Source organism: Zavarzinella sp., from assembly GCA_041399155.1.
In the GTDB taxonomy this organism is placed as follows: Bacteria; Planctomycetota; Planctomycetia; order Gemmatales; family Gemmataceae; genus JAWKTI01.
Genome location: JAWKTI010000001.1, coordinates 756,371 through 777,266, shown reverse-complemented (window position 1 = coordinate 777,266; position 20,896 = coordinate 756,371). Strand labels below are relative to the sequence as shown.

Sequence of the window (20,896 nt, the reverse complement as noted above, 5' to 3'; positions counted from 1 at the left end):
TTTCTGACAATCAGTTATGCGGATTTACTTCCCAACCACGATCTGCTCGGTGGTGCCACTTTCCAGGTCCAGAACGGCCACGGTAAATGGGTGGGCGCGGAAGATGGCCCCTGGGTTGATTCGCTGCACGCCATCCTGTTCCCACCTGTTGGCGATGTGGGAGTGTCCCGAGAGCAGAAAATCGGGCTTTGCCTGCAACAGGGCTTTCACTTCCTTCAACAGGTGGCCGTGAGTGACGCCGATCCGTTTTCCTGCCAGTTCAAAGATGCCGCCCCACTGCAGGCTGATCAGATTGGGATATTCTGCCGAGATTTCCATTAACCGTGGGATGATGTAGTCGTCGTTATTGCCATACACATACCACGTGGAGTGGGGAGAAAACAGTTCCAGAATTTCCCCACAGCAAAAATCGCCACAGTGGCAAAAATGGGTCGCACCCGCTTCCAACAGTGCGGCTATCGCACGTTGCGTGCGTTCCAACTGGTCGTGCGTATCAGAAATGATTCCTAACCGCATCGGATCGGTCTCATGGGGTTAGTTTTGGGCGTTTCAGGTGCCACTGAGTCTCACGCTCGTACATCCGTGCGATGCGCATGAGTTTTTCTTCTTCAAACGACTGCACCTGTAATTGCAAGCCAATTGGCAGGCCGGTGCTGGTGAAGCCGCACGGAATGCTCATGCCGGCAATCCCTGCCAGATTACAACTGATTGTGTAAATATCGGATAGGTACATCGCCAGTGGGTCTGCGGTTTTTTCCCCAATGCGAAACGCTGCCGAAGGTGCCGTGGGGCCAATAATCACATCGCATTCCGCAAATGCTTTGTCAAAATCGTTCTTGATCAGCCGACGCACCTTCAAGGCTTTCAGATAGTAGGCATCGTAATAGCCACTGGACAGCACATAGGTGCCCAGCATGATGCGTCGCTGGACTTCTTTGCCAAATCCCTCTGCCCGCGTGCGGCTGTAGGTCTGGATCAGATCCAGGTGCTCTGCTTTCGCACTGGGAGTTCGATAGCCGTAGTGCATCCCCTCGTAACGTGCCAGGTTACTGGAAGCCTCTGCGGTGGCCACAATGTAGTAAGTGGCTACTGCGTAAGGACTTGTGGGAAGTGAGATTTCTTTAATTGTCGCACCCTGCTGTGCGTATACCTGCAGGGCTGCTCGCACGGCAAGTTCCACTTCGGCATCCAGGCCACCTGCGAAATATTCCTTGGCAATACCAATTGTAATATTGCGATATGGTTGATCGAATGTATTGGAATATTGTGGTACAGGTTGCGAGACGCACGTACTGTCGCGGGAATCGTGGCCTGCAATGACTTCCGTAAGCAGGGCACAATCGGCTATATCGTGGGTAAAAGGCCCCACCTGATCGAGCGAACTGGCAAATGCAATCAGACCGTATCGCGAAACTCGCCCGTAGGTGGGTTTCAGTCCCACAATACCACAGAGGCTGGCAGGTTGACGAATTGAGCCACCCGTATCGGTGCCCAGCGAAAAGGGTGCGAAACAGGCCGCGACGGCTGCGGCAGACCCACCAGAGCTACCACCTGGGATGCGGTCGGTATCCCACGGATTGCGGGTGGTGTGGTAGGCACTGTTTTCGGTGGAAGACCCCATGGCGAATTCGTCCATGTTGGTCTTGCCGATAATCACCGCATCTTCTGCCTGCAACCGTTCAATCACGTGGGCGTTGTACGGGGGGCGAAAGTTCTGCAGCATTTTGCTGGAACAGGTAGTCGGCTTGCCGTGGGTACACAGCACATCTTTGATGGCGATCGGCACGCCGGCCAGTTTCCCTAACTGCTTGCCCTGCTTGCGTTTGGCATCGATTGCCTCTGCCTGAGCAACCGCACCGTCGCGGTCGACGTGCATAAACGCCTGAATGCGAGTTTCGTGCTGGTCGATATGTGCCAGAAATGCTTTGGTAATATCCAGTGAACTGGCAGCACCACTGGCTTGCAGTTTCAACAGTTCGGTCGCGGTCGTTTCAATTAAACTCATTAAATTCTCATCGGTTCAAGCAGCAAGTGGCTGAAAAACTGCAACAGTTATGGTAGAAATCGCCTCCCACATCGGCCAATTTGGTGCGTATCTGGTGAATATGGTGTCCGTTTTGGGCCATGTGCAGCGTTATTCAAGAAGCCAGCCCACAAAAGAAGTGTGGTACAAATATGAAGAAAATATGAAGAGTATTTTCCTGGCACAATTTTTAGAAAATTGAGTCAGATTTTGCCTGGGGATTTGTTATAACTGTTGTAGTCCATCAAGAGAGCCTCCTATGTCCAACATTTCTGCCCGACTTTCCCTGCTACCATTGGAAGACCGCAGTCTCCCCGCGACATTCACCATCGATCATGGTGTGCTGCAGCAATCGTATGGTCTTAACGATATGCATGGCGGGTTGCCAGCGACTTACCAGATTGCCATCAGTAACCCAATTTTTGACTTGAAACAGCAATTGGGACTGACGCAACCGGAACTGGTGAACGCACAGAACATCCGCGGTGCGGGGGAAAAGTATTTTCTTTCGAGCAACGGCAGCAATGCAGCCAACGGTGGCTACTACCTGCTGTTTGACACCAATCGCCTGTATGCCTGGCGGGGCAACATTCGTGCGACGCTGAATGCCACACCCGTGGCTGATTTTAACGCGAATCCGTTTTCACAATCCGAATCGAACGATATCTACAAGAATCCAGCAATTCTAACGGGTGCCACGCAGGTGCCCACGGTTACGCAAACGAGTCTGCTTGCAGAAATCAGCGATCGGCTGGGGCTGAAGCAGACCGCTACTTACTTCAATTATTTTGGAGCTAATGAGAAGTTTCTCATTAGCTCCAATGGCAGCAATCCCACTGGTTTCAACTACTTTATGCTGCTGCCCACCAATCAGTTGGTGCGGTACAATGGCGTTTCGCTGGCCAGCAGCCCACTGGAAGTAGATTTCAATCTGCTTGGTGTGGGGAATGTTTATCAGAACCCCGGCCTGCTCACCAACGCCCAGCACAGTACTGTGCCCGGCGTTTCTGCTCAGGTGGTGGGTCAGCAACTGGTAGTCGATTTTCATCCCTCGTTTGCCCGCAATGTCAGCATTCAAGTGACTGCCACGCGAAATGGCATTCAGCAGAGCCGCACCTTCGACCTGCAGGTGGAAAATCAACGCCCCACCATCACAGGCACGACAGCAGTTGAATTCGGGCCTGGGCAGGAAGTGATTAACCTACAGCCCACCGTAACCGATCCGAACGGGGATAATCTGTTGCGGCAGTTCACTGGTGTGGTGCAGACACCCGCACCCCTGTTCGAACTGAAAACCAGGCTGGGGCTGACGAATCCACCATACGCTTATAACTTTTTTGGCCAGCAGGAGTTCTGGTTTGAAAGCACCAACGGCAGCAATGCAGCCAACGGTGGTTATTATGTGATCGCGAATGACAACGCTTTGTATGCTTTCGATGGAGTGACGTTCGTCAGCACCGTTCAGGCTTCCAATCGTGTAGCAGATTTCGATGAAGCCCCGTACAACAATCCCACGGTTCGCTTGAATCCTCAGCAGTTGTACCGTGCAGTAAATCCAGTTGCAGCAACTACTTACGTTAACACTGGCCCATTGTACGATGTGAAAATGCGGTTCGGGCTTACCGCACCACCGTATGCGTTTAACTTTTTTGGCAGGCAGGAATTTTTCTTTGCTGCTACCAATAATTCGAACCCTGTCGGTGGGAATTACTACTTCCTGATGCCGGACAGCAAGCTCTATGCGTGGGATGGCCTGTCGATTAACACATCGCTGCAACTTCCTGCGGTAGCGGATCTTGCGGGCACGGGTGCGTACAGTAACCCTGCGTCAATTGCCACTTCCCGCCCCACCGTGGTGCGAGATCCCTTATTTGAAGCGAAAGATCGTTTCGGCCTGACACGAGCCCCCTTTGCTTTCAGTTTCCGTGGTGAACAGGAATGGTACTTCCTCAGCACCAACGGCAGCAATGCAGCGGGGGGTGGATATTACGTTTTGATGCCGAATGGCGACCTCAAAGCCTGGAACGGCGTTGGGATTACCAGCAGTCCCGTCGTGGCTTCGCTGGGCAGTGCCGCCCACAATAACCCGGCGTTGATTTACGGCACCAGTGGCATGGCACCCGCCGCCACGTTTTCCAGAAATCCAGAAACGGGCGTGGTGACATTTGAACTTCACCCCGCGGTGAAACAACGACTGGAATTGAAAGTTCTGGTAAACGATGGTGCCACTGAAGGCCGATTGGCAATGCGGGCGATTTTCAACCCCAACTACCAGAATCAGGCCCCACTGTTAAACAACCAGACATTCAATGTGCCGGAAAATTCGCCTGTGGATACGGTGATCGGTCGGGTGGATGCGATCGATCCGGATACCAAAGCCTGGACGTTCGACATTATTAGTGGGAATGCTGATGGCAAAGTAGCAATTGATGCCACCACGGGTGTGCTGACGGTTGCCAACCCGGCACTGTTTGACCATGAAACGCTACCCAGCTTCCAGTTGACTGTACGTGCCAACGAAGTTGTTGGCGGTAAAAGCGATACAGGCATCATCACCATCAATGTGACCGATGTGAATGAGCCACCGGTATTCAGCCAGCCCACGTACAACTTTAATGTGAATGAAAACGCCACTAACAATACCGTTGTAGGTACAGTTTCTGCCACCGATCCGGAAGGCACCGCGCTGACATATGCCATTACCGCAGGTAACAGCGACGGGGCATTTGCAATCAATGCCACCACGGGCCAGATTACTGTCGCCAATGGTACGCTGCTGAACTTTGAGGCTCTGACACAGCGAAATCTGACCGTCAGCGCCACCGATACCGCGAGCCTGGTTGGCACTGCTTCAGTGGTGATTGCAATTAATAATGTGAACGAACCACCAGTGATGGCGAATCAGACCTTCAGTGTGCCGGAAAATAGTGCCGTGAACACACTCGTGGGTACGGTGCTTGCCAGCGATCCGGAAAGTGCCCCACTGACTTTTACGATGATCACCACCGGTACGCCGTTTGTGATCAATTCGAGCAATGGCCAGATTCGTGTGAACTCTGCGGTGCTGAACCACGAAGTGACCCCCACGTACAACGTGGTGGTGCGGGTATCAGAAGGAACTCTCACGACCGATGCCACAATGACGATCAACGTCACCAATGTCAACGAGTCACCGGTCTTCAGCCAGCCCACGTACAGCTTCAGTGTCAATGAAAACTCGGTGAACAATACTGTTGTTGGTTCAGTTTCGGCTACGGATCCGGAAGGTACTGGCATTACTTATGCATTTACCACAGGCAACAGTGACGGTGCGTTTTCAATCAACAGCTCTACAGGGCAGATTCGTGTTGCGAATGGTACGCTGCTGAACTTTGAGGCTCTGACACAGCGAAATCTGACAGTCAGTGCCACCGATGCAACGAGTCAGGTCGGCACTGCTTCTGTGATGATTGCAATTAATAATGTGAACGAACCACCTGTGATGGCGAATCAGACCTTCAGTGTGTCTGAAAATAGTGCCGTGAACACGCTCGTGGGAACGGTGCTTGCCAGCGATCCGGAAAGTGCCCCACTGACCTTTACGATGATCACCACCGGTACGCCGTTTGTGATTAATTCGAGCAATGGCCAGATTCGTGTGAATTCTGCCGTTCTTAACTTTGAAACCGCACCCACGTACAGCGTGGTGGTGCGGGTATCAGACGGAACTCTCACGACCGATGCCACAATGACGATCAATTTGACGAATGTGAACGAAGCCCCGGTCTTCAGCCAGGAAACGTACAACTTCAGTGTTAATGAAAACTCGGCGAACAATACTGTTGTTGGTTCAGTTTCGGCTACGGATCCGGAAGGTAGTGGCATTACTTATGCAATTACCACCGGTAACAGTGACGGTGCGTTTTCAATCAACAGCTCTACAGGGCAGATTCGTGTTGCGAATGGTACGCTGCTGAACTTTGAGGCTCTGACACAGCGAAATCTGACCGTCAGTGCCACGGATGCAACGAGTCTGGTTGGTACCGCTTCGGTCGTGATTGTCATTAATAATGTGAACGAAGCCCCCACGCTTCAGTCAGCAACGTTTATACATGCAGACAATTCGACTACGGTAGGGATGCTAACAGCAACAGATCCGGATGTTGGTGCATCGCTAACGTTTACAGAAGTGAGTGGAGATCCGAACGATGTGTTCATGATTTCATCCAATGGAACTGTTACTTACAATACTAGTCACAATCTTGCTAATCAATCGATCTTCACATTGCGTGCAAGAGTAAGCGATGGTTCTCTCTCTTCAGAGGCGGACATTCGGATTGTTTTGATTGATCAAAGTGAGATTGCACGTTTAATTGGTTACTTGAAGAATAGCCAGCTAAACAGTGGTGCAATCAACATGGTCGAAATTGATGCAAATAATCCAAATGCTTCCATTTGGATTGCACCTTATTTTGCCAATCACTCGATGATGGCGATGCTTGCGTACCACGAATGGACACAAGATGCAGATGCACTGCAGGTTGCTGCAGACTGGTTACGTTGGCAGATCCAGAATCAGGAAGAAGATGGATATTGGCTGGATTACGTTGGCACAGTTGCCAATCCAACAATTCGACTTTATACGCCTATCGAAGGTGATGAGGCAAACGCTGCACAATACCCGATCTACATGGATGCAATGGATAGTTCTGCAGCATTGTTTCTGCAATTTGTGGACCGTTTTATCCGTGCAGGTGGCTATGACGAACTGACTACGCAAGAACAGGCAGATCTACTAATTGCAATCAATCGTAGTTATAACTTGCTACTTGAACTGACAGATGAAACCGATGGACTGGCATGGGGGCATACTGCCGAATGGGTCACTTACATCAATACCCATCCGAAAACAATACCTGCTCGAATGATTGATCAGTTTAAATATTTCATGGATAATGATGAAGTACTGAATGGCTTAGCTGCCGTCGCCAATACATTTCAGGAACTAGGAAACCAAGTCCAAAGTGCAGATGCACTGCAGCGTGCGAACCGTGTGAAACTTGGCCTTAGTGGTTACTGGAACAGTGCTGGGCAATACTACAACTGGGCGTTGAATCGCAATGGCGTTTACTCTACTGGCTTTAGTGATTACTATCCGCATTATTTAGTACAGTTGTTTGCTGTCGCTGGCATCGATCCTAGCTTGAGTTTGTTTAACAAGGTCGATACTGTCGCAAATCCACCAAGTAATTACCTGGATATTGGTACTGAACGCTGGCTGATGGCTGCAAGCAGATTGTCAGATTCTCTGCATCAGCAATGGATCAACACAATGTACACGGACTTGACTTCTGTCAATGGAACTTATTACGGATATCGTGCTGGCCTCTCCATCCTTGCCCTGCTGGAAGGGGCGGGGTGGATGCCGGCGAATCAGCTTCCTGACTGATCCTTCAATATGCCGTTGTATTTGGACAGATAACTCGAAGGAATGACCGATAAGGTCTTACCCGTCAATACACCAGCTTACCCTTCAATGCGCCAGGTGGTGCCGCCGGTGCGGTCTTCCAGTGTCACGCCGATCTCTGCAAGTCGCTTGCGGATGATGTCGGTCTGGTCAAACAGTCCCTTGCGGGTGGGGTCGGTTTTATCCGTAATCCCCTTTGCCAACGTGCGGAGGTTGTTCCGCAGTTCAATCAGCAGATCCATCAGGCCAGAGACCAACTGATCCCCACCGCCAATGCTGGCCGCTTCGGGTGCGTGCTGGAAAATGCCCAGCAGGTTGCCGAATTCTTTCAGCAGTATCGACCCCTGATGAAATTCTTCCAGTGCGACAGCAGAACGATTTGCTGGGTCTTCCAGTTTGTTTGCATCGGCCATGGCATTGAGTGATGTCACCAGCTCAAACATTGTGGCAGTGCCCCCACCGGTGTTGAAATCGTCGTCCATCACTTCCCGAAACCGCACATAATGCTCTTTCAGTCCGTCCGGCAGTGGCAGTTTCTCCCGTTCTGCCGCGGTGGTCGCTGGTTGCAGGTCGTAGAAGCTGGTTCCGATAATTCGCTGGTAGCGTTCAGCAAAACGAACAAAGGTATCGTAACCTTTGCGTGCGGAGACCAGCCCAGGTGGGATCGGTCCGGCGTCGGGTTTGCCGGGTTCCCACTCACCCAGGTCAATGGGAGAGCGGTAGTGCGTCTGCAGCATGAAAAACCGCAGCACTTCGCCCGAAACGTGCTGGAGAGCGTCCGCCACGTTCAGCACGTTCCCCACGGACCCTGCCATTTTCGATTTGCCGGTTTTCAGCAGGCCGTTGTGCATCCAGATTCGCGCAAATGGTTTGCCACTAACGCTTTCCGACTGAGCCAGCTCGTTTTCGTGGTGGGGGAAACGCAAATCCAGACCACCCCCATGGATGTCGATTGTTTCGCCCAGCAGTTTCATCGCCATGCAGGTACATTCGATGTGCCAGCCCGGTCGGCCTTTGCCCCACGGACTGTCCCAGGCGGGCTCGCCCGGTTTGGCACATTTCCACAAGGCGAAATCGCCCGGATTCTTCTTGCGGGTGCCCACTTCGATGCGGCTGCCCGCTTCCAGTTCTTCGGGATCAAAGCCGCACAGTTTGCCGTAATCGGTATCCTGTGCCACGTTGAAATAGACATCGCCATCAGCGGGGTACGCAAAATCGGTCGCAATCAGCTTGCCGATCACTTCCGTCATGTTGTCGATATATTCCGTCGCCCGTGGGAACTGATCGATGCCTGTCACGTTCAGTTGTTGCAGGCATTTGAAGTAGTCGGCCGTCATCCGTTCCGCCAGTTCTGCCACGGTGGTATTCTGCTTCTCGGCTGCGGCAATCAGTTTGTCGTCGACATCGGTGATATTGACCACCCACTCTACGGGATAGCCCAGGTATTGCAGGTAGCGTTTCACGGTGTCAAAAATCACCGGGCCCACCATATGGCCGATGTGGCTGGGTTTGTAAACCGTGGGACCGCAGACATACATCGTTACTTTTTCGCCTGGTGCTTTCGCCAGAGGCTTTTTTGTCCGTTCCAACGTGTTGTAAATCTGCAGTGGCATTGAATCGTCTCTCCTTCAGACTGTCGCCCGACTTCCATAGACCAATTTTATCGGACTTTGGTTCCAGCAAATTGCGTGAATTGCAATTGCAGCGCCCCTCCCACTGTTTGTGGGGAGAACCGGAAATCTGCTACTGTCCCACGATATTTTTCATAAGTAATTATTTGATAAGGAGTTATCGATGAATCTGAACCCGCTTTCCAAGTCGATGGCCCTGGTGGCATTTTTTGCCTGTTTTACCCAAATTAGCAATGCAAAAGAGCCATTCACCTGCCCAAAGGCAGAGGAGATTATCGAAGAGGCGATTCGAGCCCAGAAGTTCCCCGGTGCGGTGCTGCTGGTGTTGAATCAGGGGGTGGTTTACCGTAAAGCCTTTGGAAATAAGCAGTTGCAGCCAGAAAAGCAACCGATGACCGTGGCTACCATCTTCGATTGTGCATCGCTGACCAAGCCCGTTGCTACCACGACCTGCATTTTTCATCTGTGGGAACAAGGGAAGTTGCAATTAACCGATCCGGTGGCCAAATATTGGCCAGAAATTGCTGCCAACGGCAAAGAAAAATTAACAATTGCTCATTTATTGCAGCACCGCAGTGGGCTGATTGCCGACAATTCGCTGGCAGATTATGCAGGTGGGAAGGAAGCCGCACTTCGAAAGATTGCCGCACTGCCACTGCGAACCCCACTGGGCGAAAAAATGGTCTACAGCGACGTTGGGTTTATCGTACTGGGCCACTTGGTGGAACGACTCAGTGGGAAAAATCTGGCAGACTACTTCCAAAAGACCGTGGCACAGCCATTAAAATTAGAAAATACTCATTTTCTGGTGCCAGAAAATCTACGTGTGCAATGTGCCCCCACCGCACAGCGAAATCAACAATGGATTCGTGGTGAGGTTCATGACCCACGTGCCTGGGCAATGGGTGGGATTGCAGGCCATGCGGGCTTGTTCAGCACCGCAGACGACATGGCGACATTTGTGCAGGCGATTTTCACTGGTAAGATCCTGAAATCCACCACCTGGGAGGCAATGCTGGAACCAAAAAGCCAGGTTTTTGGTCGTGCCTATGGCTGGGACGTTTCTTCGGCATATTCTTCCCAAAGTGGGACGGCGTTTGAAAAGAAAAGCGGCTTCGGGCACACCGGCTTTACCGGAACCAGCATCTGGGTAGATCGGCCGACGAAATCTGCGGTCATCCTGCTGACGAACCGTGTGCATATGCCCCAAAGTGGTTCGATCAACACCGTGCGTGCCGAAGTGGCAACGGAAATTGCCAAGACAATCAAGCAAATGTCAAAGTGATGAGTGGGCAGAAAGCATCGGAAGATCGAAACTGGCCCACGTGGGCAGATGTGCCACTGCTGGCGATTCGTCAAACAGGGGTGCGGACGCAGCACCAACTGTTTCGTTCGGGAAAACAGCCCAAAATACTCAAAGAATCATTTGATTATTCTGCGTGGGTGCGATCACTGGCACTGATCTGCTGCACGCACGTGCCAGCGTTGTACCATATCGATCCCACACGAATCATTTTTGGGATTACCCGCACACGACAGCGAACTGCCCACGGAATTATGGCACGTCTGATTCCGCTGCGTGGGGAAGAAGGCTCCCCTTATCTGTGGAAAAAAGAGCAACGCTATCGATACCCTACCTGGGAGATAGGGAAAGTAAGGATTCTCTATTTGCTGGAAGTGTACTTACCACGTTTTCAGAATATGCCCGCATTGCAGCAACTGGCAACTGTGGTGCACGAACTGTACCACGTGGGGCCAGCCTTTGATGGAGATTTTCGCAGATTTGGGAAAAAGGGCCACCACGCGGGCAATGTGGATTCGTTCCACCAGACGATGGTACAGTGGGCACATCAATATTTGAATGATCTGCCGGAAATCAGCAACGATCCCCATCTGAATCAGGATTGGAAAGCACTGATCAAAGAGTTTCCGCAGGTGGTGGGGTACCATCCTGGGCAACCGCGACTGGTTCCTGATACGCCCCCACTGGAGTAGGGTGGGCAGTTGATTCGCGAAGGTAGGCAGCCGTCACTTCTTCCGGTTCCCCACACATCTTTACTTTGCCCTGCTCCATCCAGATTACTTTGTTACACAGGTCTTTCACGGTAATCAGGTCGTGGGAAATCAACACCATCAGGCCCGCTTCATCCATCAGGCCCTGCATTTTGGCCTTCGCTTTTTGCTGAAACTGCAAATCCCCCACCGCCAGAACTTCATCAATCAGCAGAATTTCCGGGTGCACCGACGAGGCGATACCAAACGCCAGCCGCATCATCATCCCTGCGGAATAATATTTGATGGGGATATCCATGAAATTGCCCAGTTCGGCGAAGTCGGCAATTTCAGAGATTTTACTGCTGATGGTGCTGGGGGTTTCGCCCTGCAGATAGCCACGGTAGCGAATATTTTCCCAGCCGGTGGCCTCGTATTCAAAGCCCAGGTTAATTTCAAACAGGGAACAGATTTTGCCCCGCACATCCCGCACACCGGCAGAGGGTGGGTAAACGCCCGCAATGAGTTTCAACAGGGTGCTTTTGCCCGCACCGTTGTGCCCAATAATTCCCAGCCGATCGCCTTCCCGCAGATCGAGCGACACCCCACGGATCACGTGGACGTCGCGAGTGCTGCTGGCTCGTTTCAGAAACAGGCCCTTCAGCACATATTCCTTCAGCGAAGTTTTGCTTGCCACATGAAAATGCAGGTGAACATCTTCCAGCCGCACGTGGGTATCTTTGCTAGCCATGTTTGCTCTCCTTACAACTGGAAAATAACCCGCTTTTCGTTGCGGATGGTCATCCACATGGCCACACTAAAGAAAAAAACCGTGAACAGCACTGCCAGCCCAAACTGATACGCCTCCGGATACTGCCCATAAAGCAGTGGGTCGCGGATCATGCGGAAAAATGCAACTGCCGGATTGATATCTGCCAGCCACAATTTACCTTTGTTGATCAGCACTTCATACGGATAGATAATAGGCGTCAGAAAGAAAGCCATCGTGAAAATCACTTCAATCAACTGAATGACATCTCTGAAGTTGACCGTCAAGTAGGCGAAAAAGGCACAAATCGCCCAGCCAAACACCATCATCATCAACAGGCCTAAAAATACCACAGGAAGTACTTTCACCAGTTCCAGCCTGTTGCCAGGATAGAAAATGAAAGCGGTAACGATGAAGAGACCCGTGGCAATGAAAAAGTGAATCCCAAAGCTCAACGTGGTGCGGATGGTATACACCGCCAACGGTAGTGGCGATTGCCGAATGTAAGGCTCTGTCCGGATGAAGGTGTACGCACCCTGAATGGCACACTGGCGGATAAAATCCCAAACTGCCAGCCCACCCAGATAATACGGTGCGGAAGCTCGCCAATCCTGCTTAAACCATTGAGAAAAGATGACACAGAAGATAATGGTCATCATGATCGGATTCAGCAGCGACCATCCCACCCCAAGCAAGGAGCGCCGATAGCGGGTCTTCAAATCCATCTGAACCAGCGACAGCCAGAAATAGCGATATTCCCAGATGGTGGCTAATTGCGATGTTCGCATACCGACATTGGCCTTTTGATTTCACAAAAACGTGGTATAGCCTACTCCCACTGAATGGGAAGAGCAATTGTTAAGATTTTCGGCTGCGGTACCACAGTCCCAGTGGGATGGCACCGGCCAGCAACAGTAAGCTGGTAGGTTCTGGCACACCGGGTGCTGGCACTGGTACCGATGTTTCGGTAATGTTGGAGTTCAGAATCCCATCGACGGTGCGGTGCGTTTGACCGGTAAAATCGTCGTAAGTAGGGTTTCCGTAAATACTTAAGAGACTGAACTGGCCAAGACTCTCTGGTCCCACCAACGGATCAGTTCCGGTGTAGGTCCAGGTGGCATTTGGCACACTGGCATCGTCATTGGGACTTAAATAATTAGGTGTGGAACCCAACGCACTGCTGCCAAAAGCAAAGTTGTCTGGTCCGGTGGCACTGCCATCGACCATGCCGGCAAAGTCGTACAGGGTGAAATAATCCCCTGGAACGATCGTGACATCGGATTGCAGATTAACGGAATACGTGTAGCGGTAATACGATCCTTCAGGGGTAATGCTGACATTTGTGGGGATCAGGCCTGCCTGTACTGATGCAATCCACGCCAGACTACATAACGAGATGGTGATGTATTTCATGATGAACCCTCCTGGTTTTGTCTCCATTGTGCGTCCGATTTGTTCCCATCGGACGGCAATTCTCTGAACATGACAGATCGTAATCGAGAACCGGAAAATCGGTCAAGCCCGGTTTTTAGGGAAGTGGGGCAGGAACTTGAATGAAATATTTCTCATATTATCTCGACACTCTTCATGACGATGCGCACAAAGCGGAAGAACGGCATTCCGATTCTTTTCATAAAATGATCTCCAGACTATCATCCGAAAGAACATGGTATCCGCACGCAGGAGGCAGACGAGCGATGAAACCAATGTCTTATATAACGATTGCGATATTCATATTTCTCTCATCATTTGGCTGTGGGGATAATTCGTCTTCTCCCACTGCGGAATCCAGTACCACTTCTGCTGCGGCACAGTCGGTGCCAGATTCTCAACCCGATTTTTCGAGGGATACCCTCAGCACCGTGCCCAATGGTCAGCGTTTGCCTGTTGACAGCACGGTAGCAGGGAAATCCACCGCGAAGGTGCGGCAAAAAGTCGAAGAATTATGGCCCACCATCCAACTGAAAAATGAGAAAGGCGAATGGCTAAACCCCGTGGTGACGCTGGAAACCAGCCTGGGTGATATTGAATTGGCACTGCAGCCGGAGTGGGCACCCAACCACGTGCGCAACTTTATTGCACTGGTGGAAGCGGGCTACTACGACGGCCTGAAATTCGACCGTGTGGTGCGGCACCAGGTTCAGGACGAGCAGGGGAAAATGCACCCACTGGAGATGATTCGGGCAGGTTGCCCCACTGCCACCGGCGACCCGGGAATCGGCCATTTGGGCTATTTCATGACGCCGGAAATCCGCCCGGACCTGAAGCACGAAACGGGCACCGTGGGCTGGTGGCACGATGAGGACCCCACTTCCGGTGGTGTGCGATTCTATATCGCCCTCGCACCATCGCCACTGCTCGATTCGCAATATAGTATTGTGGGGAAAGTGCAAAACGGGCTAAAAGTGGCACAGGAAATCGGCCTGGGGAAAATATTGCCGCTGGAATTCGACCCCACCGCTGAACAGCCAGAACAGCCCATCATCATTAAACGCGCCACCTGGAAATCCACCCCACCCAAAGTGGGGCAGTAAGGCGAGAGTTCATTTGTTTGTACGTAAAGCAGTTTTTGCTCCTTGAGTGTCGCAGCAGATTCGGACTCTCTATGCGATTCCTGCTTTTAATTGTAACCACTCATCATGGCAAAAAACACGAATCCTCCGCTAGCTACCGTTAGGTTCACTGTTGCGTGTATACTAATACTGTAGATCGCAAGCAGCCCCAACCTGCGATTCAGGTGTAAATACTTCTTCTCTATTTCCGCAACTGCTCAAGCGCTAGCCCGTAGTCAGCACAGGAGACCTCAATGGGCATCTTTAATCGGTTGTTCTCTCAGCGTAGAACTCCAGAGCCAACCAACATGGAAAACTTGTGGAACCCCAATGGCGTTGATCGTCTTCTGAACGAAGAATTGCACTGTGCTATTGAAGCGTTCACCGCAGAACCTACCGTAGAGAACCGCCGCAATTTTTACCTGCTTTTGTCAACGAGTAACTATTGTGTGCCATCAAGCAATAATGATGCGGGTGGTACTACTATCACAGCAAGTCAGAACGAGCAGGGCGAATTAACCCTGGTCGCATTTTCTGATCCTTGTGCTTTGAAACGCTGGCAGCCTAACTCACCGGAATTTCTGGTGTTCACAGCATCGAAGCTGTTCGAGACTATTCTCGAATATGGTATTATGGAGGTAATTATCAATCCAGCAGGCCCCGCCGGAGGCAAACTGACCCGTGCTGATGTTGAGTTAATGGCCCAGGGTAAACTACCCATTGGTGTGAAGGTCTTGAACTGCTGGGAGGATTTGGCTAAGTTCTTTAAGAGTAAGGTTTTATGTTTTGTCAAGGATTGACAGATGACTTCAAATTCATTCGCTTCAGAGGCTTTATCACGCCTACCTTTAGCCGAAGCCGCTTTCCTCATGCTTGATGACATTTTCCAAAATAATACGCTTGAAGCGATCTATCAATCAAATCGTGGACGCACCTACACTCGTATTTTGACATTCTCTTCATTTTTCCAATTGTTGCGAGATTCACTGATTTCTCCCGATCACTCTGCCAGGGCTCGTCTGATCGATGCATCTGAAAACGGTGAATTGCCTACATCGCTCAAAGCGTTTTATGACAAATTAGCGCATATGCCGCCAGAGGTTGGGGCGGGGCTCCTTTCGCATTCCTATCGGGCTATTTCAAAGCTTTTGCCAAGAAAAATGACTTCTAAATTACCAAAATCTCTTTGCAAACTTACTGTTGTCGCCGTTGATGGCAAAGTAATTAAGCATACGATGCGGCGCCTTCTTCCTTTAAGAATAAGCAAGCAAAATGCATCAAAATTGCTTGGAGGGAAAGCACTTGTTGCAGTGAATCTGAGTACTGGTCTGGTAATGGAAATGGCTTCGGAATTGGATGGAGAAGCAAGTGAAACACGCTTGTTAGCTCCACTTTTGCAACAGCTGAAAGACCATTGCGGCGAGAAATTAATTGTGGCGGATCGATGCTATGGTTTCTACAAGCATATTGCAATGATCAAGGATGACGGGTGCCATTTTGTTTTACGAGTTGCAAGCATTACCCAATTTATTCAAGATCCGGAAAAACCAGCGAGAATTGGCAAAGACCGATATGGCCGAAAACTTATCGAAGAACATGGCTGGATCACAAGTCAAAAGAATACGAAATTGATCGCAGTACGCCGACTGAGCATTATCCGCGATAAAGTGCAGATACAACTACTAACAGACCTGACCGATTCGAAACGATACCCTGCAGACGACATCGCAGAGATATATCGCTATCGTTGGGATATTGAGCGTGTATACGCGACGATTACAAAAGTGTTTCAGTTGCGTCACTTGATAGGTACCAGTCCAGAGGCTGGTTTAATACAAGCATCGCTTTGCCTCATTTTATTTAACATTACAGAAGCAATCAAATGGCATATTTCGGTCGGAAACGGAAAGAAAATAGATGAAGTATCTGGCGAAATGCTCTGGCGAGATATCCGAGATGAGGTGATGGCCGCAACGCGATTGCTTCGAACGCGCGATGTGCAGATGCTGCTTCAAGGGATCAAACAAGAAGTGGGGATATTAGAAAGACTAACTGAATTATTGGGCAATCTGTGGAAAAAGAAGTGGGCAAAAAGCAAAGTAGGGCGTACAGATCCTACAAAAATTCCAAATCCAAAACCCCAAAAACTGAAACAGACAACTTGCCACGATTCAGTCTTTAGGGTGATGAAGCGAGCAAAAAAATGATGTCCAAGACCTTCACATCAATGGGGTAAACTACCCGTGTAGAATGAACATTGCCGATCTGATGTATAAGTCCGCTGTTACGTGTATCAATTGGTAACAGTCAAATAGAACGATCGCGGCAGGTTCAATCGTGGATTTCAATATTTTCCTTGAGGTCTCCGGTGGCAGATCCTTTGCTCGATTTGACCGAATTTTCGCTGGTTTGGGGACCTTACGAATTGCCGAATCAAGCATACAGTTATGCCGATGACTGGGAGTCATATATCTACACACCAGAAGAAATTGCGAAAGCAATTCTGTCAGTACCTGGCAGTCGACTTACCAGAATCGTCATTCCCGCGTAGGCGGGAATCCAAGACTTCTCACTTTGACCGCACCCCAGCTTCTCGAAAAAAGATAGAAAAAGGTAATTGTTTTATGAGCCGATGGCGTTAGCCACGGTTGGTTTTCGCCTTCATCGCCTGCAAGGGAATTTCTTATTAATGAACGACCGCCAAGACGCCACGTCGCCAAGAAGACAAATTTCTTCATGAATTCCAAAGGACAAAACGAACCAGAAGCATCAGGAAACAGAATTTACATTTGCCGCGGCTGATTTCGCACGCATAGTCGCGAAGTCACAAAGAAATTTTGAAGGAAACCGTCATTCACGCGAAGGCGGGAATCCAGAAACCCGAAGTGCACCTAATAAACTGATGCCCACCAGAATCGTCATTCCCGCGAAAGCGGGAAACCAGGGCAATCAACTCGAATTCAATCGTGCGTCATATGTGGGGCACAAATTTTCCAGGCATGCTCCATCTGCGTGCTTGCGCCAGCAATCGCACTGCTGGCAGCTTGAAGAGCCGCAGAGAGTTGTTGGATCATCTGCACCTAAATGAATGCTACTTCGGGTAATTCTGGATCCGTTCCAGAGTTTGTTCTTTGCCCAGAATGGCGATGGTGTCGTACAGGCTGAAGCCCACTTCCATACCAATCAGTGCCACCCGCAGTGGCTGGACAATTTCTTTCATTTTGATCGCTTTTGCCTCGCAATAGCGGTGCACCACCTGCTCGAGTTCGGATGGGGTCCAGTCTCCTGCGGCAGCCAGTTCCCCCGCCAGTGCAGCCAGATGTTCCTGTGCGGCTGGTTTTGACAGATGCTTTTCTACCGCTTTCGCCTGATACACGGGTGCATGCAGCAGTGGGGTGGCGTAAAACAGAATATCTGAGAAAATTTTCATCCGATCCCCAGCCGCCTGCACCACGCGGTCGACAATCGAATGCTCCTGTTCCGTCGGTGGATTGGCAACCACGTTGGCTCGCTGCAGGAATTGCAGTGCCTGATGCAACTTCTCTTCGTGAGGCAGTTGCTTCATGTATTCATCCTGCACCCAGAACAGTTTTTTGGGGTCAAACTCCCCTGGGGAGTCGTTGATCCGCCCAATCCCGGTTTCCATATCGAACGCCTGAATCATTTCCGGCAGTGGGATCAGTTCGGATTTATCATCCAGCGACCAGCCGAGGCGACCCAGATAGTTCACCAGTGCCTGGGGCAGATAACCCAGCTCTTTGTAGTAAGCCACCGTCGCCAGATTGATGCCGCTGTCATCAATCTGCTGATTTGTCCAACCCAGCATCATCAGCTTCGTCCGTTCTTCTTCCGTGGGTGGGGGTAAATCGCGTTTGCTCATCTTTTTGCCATTGCGATTCACCACCGGTACGTGGCCGAACCGTGGCAATGGGGCCTGCAGTGCTTCGAACATCAGCAGCTGCGTGTATGTGTTCGACAGGTGCTCGCGTGCCCGAATAATGTGGGTGATTTTCATATCGATATCATCCACCACCGAGGCAAAATTGTAGAGCGGTCTGGCAATGCCTTGTTCATTCGGTGCCCGCAGAATGACCGGATCACCAATCAGGTCGGCTCGCTGTTCCACGGCCCCACAGATCATGTCGTCAATCTGTATCGTGCGGCCAGCATCCACCTTAAAACGAAGTGGGGCGGGTTGCTCGCGGTAGCGCTGCAGATTGCTTGCGGGGTCCGCATCCCGTAGCGGCCCACGATGGATATAGGGCTTTTTGGCAGCCTTCGCCTTGTCGCGATCAGCTTCCAGTTCTTCTTTCGTCATGTAATCGGGGTAGGCCAGCCCCGCTGCGAGCAGTTTTTCGGCAGCATCCACATAAAGCTGGTTGCGTTGCGACTGAAAGTAGGGTGCGTGCGGGCCATGGCTGGTGGCACCATCCAGCGACGGGCCTTCATCCCACGTCAGGCCAAGCCATTGAAACCCATCCAGAATCGGCTGCAGTGCCTCCACCTGATTGCGTTGTTCATCGGTATCGTCGATTCGCAGGATAAACTGCCCGCCAAGTCGCTGCACCAGCAGCCAACTGAACAAGGCGGTGCGAACACCCCCCACGTGGAGAAAACCGGTGGGGCTGGGGGCAAATCGAGTCCGAATCATGGAAATCCCTAAAAAACCGTTTCAAACACCAATTGATTTAGAGATATTGATCCCGGGGGAACTGTCAGGGTTCGCTGTCCGATTCGTAGTCATCCGTTTCAGAAACGGCCTGTGCTTCAAACAGTACCGAAAATAACCCGCGTGATCCTTAAAAATAGCCCGCGTGATCAGATAGCGCGCGGTTTTGGTGTAGTTGACTTCACGAATGCATTCTTTGTTCAGCAAGTAACTGCGGGCTTCGCGATAGGCCCCAAAAAACAAAGACACTTTCAGACATCTTCACACGATGGAATGAAACTTTGAGCCTGCTTTTCGAGAATCTACGCTGCGTGTGTGAGAATTTTGAAACTTGATCAAAATTTGAAGCCGCCATGCGGAATCAATTCCTAAAATGTAATACTAGGTAATACGAACACGTGCGGGACGTGTATTTACGTAAGCACGCTGCCCTTGCGAAAAAAGAACTTGTAAGCTGACGATTGCCTTAAAATGAACAGAGATTACATGGAGTTTGATGAATGTTAAAACTTGGAATGTGTGCGTTGTTTTTGCTGCCCAGCGCCCTGATTGCGGGCAACTGGACCGCTTTTCGTGGGACAGGCAACAATATCAGCACCGAGCAGCAATTACCAGAAACCTGGAGCGCCAGCAAAAATATTACCTGGACGGCGGATCTGCCCGGTTACGGCCAATCTTCACCTGTAGTGTGGGGCAAACAGGTATTTGTAACTGCTGTTGCGGGTGAAATGAGGGAAAAAGGGTTTGTGGTGGGCCTGGATGCCGCCACCGGCAAGCAACAATGGATGCACGAATTCACCCCCACCATTCAGGTGAAATCGGGATTTTCAGTCAGTCGGGCCGCACCCACACCCTGTGTGGACGCCAACGGGGTCTACTGTTTCTTCGAAGGTGGCAATCTGCTGGCGTTCACCCACGCAGGCAAACTCTTATGGGAACGTTCTATTGCCAAAGAATATGGCGAATTTCAAGGTGGCCACGGCATCGGTGCGTCGCCTTGTCAGTCAGACGATCGTTTGTTTATCCTGATTGATCATAACGGACCTTGTTATCTGCTGGCGGTAGACAAAAAAACCGGCAAAACGCTCTGGAAAACTGATCGTGATGTCAAAATGTCGTGGTCCAGCCCAGTTTATACCAAAAATGGCACCCAGGAAATGGTAGTTTGCAGCAGTAATGGCAGTGTCTGTGCCTACGATGCCCAATCAGGTAAGGAAATCTGGAAAATGACGGGAGTGGCAGGCAACACGATCCCTTCTGCAACGGTGGTGGATGGGGCAATTGTGGTAGGTGGCAGTAACCCACGTGGGAAAGAACCGGCTGCCGATGCCAAATCGAATTTCTGTCTGGAAATGGATGGGAAACAAACCGTGCGCTGGTCGGCAAAGGCGGGATTAGCAAGTTATGCTTCCCCACTGGTGTACGAAGGTCTGGTCTACTACGTGAATGCGGTGGGCAATCTGACCTGCATTGACCTGAAAACCGGTAAAGAGCTGTATTCCGAACGGATTGATGGACCGTGCTGGGCAACACCAGTCGCCGCAGAAGGGAAAATTTTCTGTTTTGGTAAAAATGGTACCACCACGGTGTTGAAGGCAGGCAAAGAATTTGACCTGTTAGCCACCAATAAACTGTGGGCAGACGCCAAGTCAGCCGACGCACCAGAACAGAAAGGGGGATTTGGAAGTTATGGCGATCCCATTCTGTATGGAGTTGCCGTGGCTGACCACTCCTTTTTTGTACGTTCGGGCACCCAACTGATTCGAATCAGCAAGTAATTTGGAAAATTTCCATCGGTTGTCACCCGCTTCAGC

General features: G+C 50.8%; 16 protein-coding genes. 8 read left to right on the top strand and 8 right to left on the bottom strand.

The annotated features are described in order from the left end of the window. Positions 1-24: 24 nt before the first annotated feature. On the bottom strand, positions 25-516 hold the full coding sequence (locus tag R3B84_03270; GenBank protein MEZ6139570.1) for a metallophosphoesterase family protein: 492 nt from the start codon (positions 514-516) through the stop codon (positions 25-27). A gap of 10 nt (positions 517-526) precedes the next feature. Continuing rightward, positions 527-2,005 carry an Asp-tRNA(Asn)/Glu-tRNA(Gln) amidotransferase subunit GatA gene (gene gatA, locus R3B84_03265; protein MEZ6139569.1) on the bottom strand — a complete coding sequence of 493 codons (1,479 nt, stop codon included), beginning with the start codon at positions 2,003-2,005 and terminating at the stop codon, positions 527-529. Positions 2,006-2,282: 277 nt separating this feature from the next. Between gatA and R3B84_03260 the strand changes: the two genes are divergently transcribed. Then, positions 2,283-7,451 (top strand): cadherin domain-containing protein, encoded by a 5,169-nt coding sequence (locus R3B84_03260; protein ID MEZ6139568.1) that lies wholly within the window; start codon positions 2,283-2,285, stop codon positions 7,449-7,451. 77 nt (positions 7,452-7,528) lie between these two features. Here the strand turns inward: R3B84_03260 and cysS are convergent, their stop codons facing one another. Continuing rightward, a complete protein-coding gene (gene cysS, locus R3B84_03255; GenBank protein MEZ6139567.1) occupies positions 7,529-9,082 on the bottom strand; it encodes a cysteine--tRNA ligase in 1,554 nt (517 codons plus the stop codon). Between the two features lie 181 nt (positions 9,083-9,263). Here cysS and R3B84_03250 point away from each other — a divergent pair, with 181 nt between their 5' ends. Next, positions 9,264-10,385 carry a serine hydrolase domain-containing protein gene (locus R3B84_03250; protein ID MEZ6139566.1) on the top strand — a complete coding sequence of 374 codons (1,122 nt, stop codon included), beginning with the start codon at positions 9,264-9,266 and terminating at the stop codon, positions 10,383-10,385. Further along, positions 10,385-11,095, top strand: a complete 711-nt coding sequence (locus R3B84_03245) for a putative metallopeptidase (protein ID MEZ6139565.1) — start codon at positions 10,385-10,387, stop codon at positions 11,093-11,095. Before R3B84_03250 ends, R3B84_03245 begins: the two co-directional genes overlap by 1 nt. On the opposite strand, the gene R3B84_03240 is transcribed toward R3B84_03245, so the two are convergent. The 3 genes from R3B84_03240 to R3B84_03230 all read right to left on the bottom strand — a co-directional run bounded on the left by R3B84_03240 (position 11,019) and on the right by R3B84_03230 (position 13,274). Continuing rightward, on the bottom strand, positions 11,019-11,843 hold the full coding sequence (locus R3B84_03240) for an ABC transporter ATP-binding protein (GenBank protein MEZ6139564.1): 825 nt from the start codon (positions 11,841-11,843) through the stop codon (positions 11,019-11,021). The two genes, R3B84_03245 and R3B84_03240, sit on opposite strands and share 77 nt — an antisense overlap. A gap of 11 nt (positions 11,844-11,854) precedes the next feature. Next, a complete protein-coding gene (locus tag R3B84_03235) occupies positions 11,855-12,649 on the bottom strand; it encodes an ABC transporter permease (protein ID MEZ6139563.1) in 795 nt (264 codons plus the stop codon). 70 nt (positions 12,650-12,719) lie between these two features. Next, positions 12,720-13,274, bottom strand: a complete 555-nt coding sequence (locus R3B84_03230; protein MEZ6139562.1) for a PEP-CTERM sorting domain-containing protein — start codon at positions 13,272-13,274, stop codon at positions 12,720-12,722. A gap of 284 nt (positions 13,275-13,558) precedes the next feature. Here R3B84_03230 and R3B84_03225 point away from each other — a divergent pair, with 284 nt between their 5' ends. The 4 genes from R3B84_03225 to R3B84_03210 all read left to right on the top strand — a co-directional run bounded on the left by R3B84_03225 (position 13,559) and on the right by R3B84_03210 (position 16,964). Further along, positions 13,559-14,395, top strand: a complete 837-nt coding sequence (locus tag R3B84_03225; GenBank protein ID MEZ6139561.1) for a peptidylprolyl isomerase — start codon at positions 13,559-13,561, stop codon at positions 14,393-14,395. Between the two features lie 272 nt (positions 14,396-14,667). Beyond that, positions 14,668-15,213, top strand: coding sequence for an SseB family protein (locus R3B84_03220; GenBank protein MEZ6139560.1), 546 nt, complete (start codon positions 14,668-14,670; stop codon positions 15,211-15,213). A 3-nt stretch (positions 15,214-15,216) separates the two neighbouring features. After that, positions 15,217-16,620, top strand: a complete 1,404-nt coding sequence (locus R3B84_03215) for an IS4 family transposase (protein ID MEZ6139559.1) — start codon at positions 15,217-15,219, stop codon at positions 16,618-16,620. A gap of 161 nt (positions 16,621-16,781) precedes the next feature. Beyond that, positions 16,782-16,964: a hypothetical protein gene (locus R3B84_03210; protein ID MEZ6139558.1), complete on the top strand. Its 183-nt coding sequence runs from the start codon at positions 16,782-16,784 to the stop codon at positions 16,962-16,964. Positions 16,965-17,504: 540 nt separating this feature from the next. On the opposite strand, the gene R3B84_03205 is transcribed toward R3B84_03210, so the two are convergent. After that, complete coding sequence (locus R3B84_03205; protein MEZ6139557.1) at positions 17,505-19,064, bottom strand: glutamate--tRNA ligase family protein; 1,560 nt, start codon at positions 19,062-19,064, stop codon at positions 17,505-17,507. Positions 19,065-19,085: 21 nt separating this feature from the next. Beyond that, positions 19,086-19,331, bottom strand: coding sequence for a hypothetical protein (locus R3B84_03200; GenBank protein MEZ6139556.1), 246 nt, complete (start codon positions 19,329-19,331; stop codon positions 19,086-19,088). A gap of 251 nt (positions 19,332-19,582) precedes the next feature. Here R3B84_03200 and R3B84_03195 point away from each other — a divergent pair, with 251 nt between their 5' ends. After that, positions 19,583-20,860, top strand: coding sequence for a PQQ-binding-like beta-propeller repeat protein (locus R3B84_03195; protein MEZ6139555.1), 1,278 nt, complete (start codon positions 19,583-19,585; stop codon positions 20,858-20,860). Positions 20,861-20,896: the final 36 nt, after the last annotated feature.

Bases quoted from the DNA above. Each gene is read 5' to 3' on its own strand.
- R3B84_03250 (MEZ6139566.1), top strand. From the start codon at position 9,264: ATGAATCTGAACCCGCTTTCCAAGTCGATGGCCCTGGTGGCATTTTTT.
- R3B84_03205 (MEZ6139557.1), bottom strand. From the start codon at position 19,064: ATGATTCGGACTCGATTTGCCCCCAGCCCCACCGGTTTTCTCCACGTG.
- R3B84_03225 (MEZ6139561.1), top strand. From the start codon at position 13,559: ATGAAACCAATGTCTTATATAACGATTGCGATATTCATATTTCTCTCA.
- R3B84_03235 (MEZ6139563.1), bottom strand. From the start codon at position 12,649: ATGCGAACATCGCAATTAGCCACCATCTGGGAATATCGCTATTTCTGG.
- R3B84_03215 (MEZ6139559.1), top strand. From the start codon at position 15,217: ATGACTTCAAATTCATTCGCTTCAGAGGCTTTATCACGCCTACCTTTA.
- R3B84_03240 (MEZ6139564.1), bottom strand. From the start codon at position 11,843: ATGGCTAGCAAAGATACCCACGTGCGGCTGGAAGATGTTCACCTGCAT.
- R3B84_03270 (MEZ6139570.1), bottom strand. From the start codon at position 516: ATGCGGTTAGGAATCATTTCTGATACGCACGACCAGTTGGAACGCACG.
- R3B84_03195 (MEZ6139555.1), top strand. From the start codon at position 19,583: ATGTTAAAACTTGGAATGTGTGCGTTGTTTTTGCTGCCCAGCGCCCTG.
- R3B84_03245 (MEZ6139565.1), top strand. From the start codon at position 10,385: ATGAGTGGGCAGAAAGCATCGGAAGATCGAAACTGGCCCACGTGGGCA.
- R3B84_03230 (MEZ6139562.1), bottom strand. From the start codon at position 13,274: ATGAAATACATCACCATCTCGTTATGTAGTCTGGCGTGGATTGCATCA.
- R3B84_03260 (MEZ6139568.1), top strand. From the start codon at position 2,283: ATGTCCAACATTTCTGCCCGACTTTCCCTGCTACCATTGGAAGACCGC.
- cysS (MEZ6139567.1), bottom strand. From the start codon at position 9,082: ATGCCACTGCAGATTTACAACACGTTGGAACGGACAAAAAAGCCTCTG.
- gatA (MEZ6139569.1), bottom strand. From the start codon at position 2,005: ATGAGTTTAATTGAAACGACCGCGACCGAACTGTTGAAACTGCAAGCC.
- R3B84_03220 (MEZ6139560.1), top strand. From the start codon at position 14,668: ATGGGCATCTTTAATCGGTTGTTCTCTCAGCGTAGAACTCCAGAGCCA.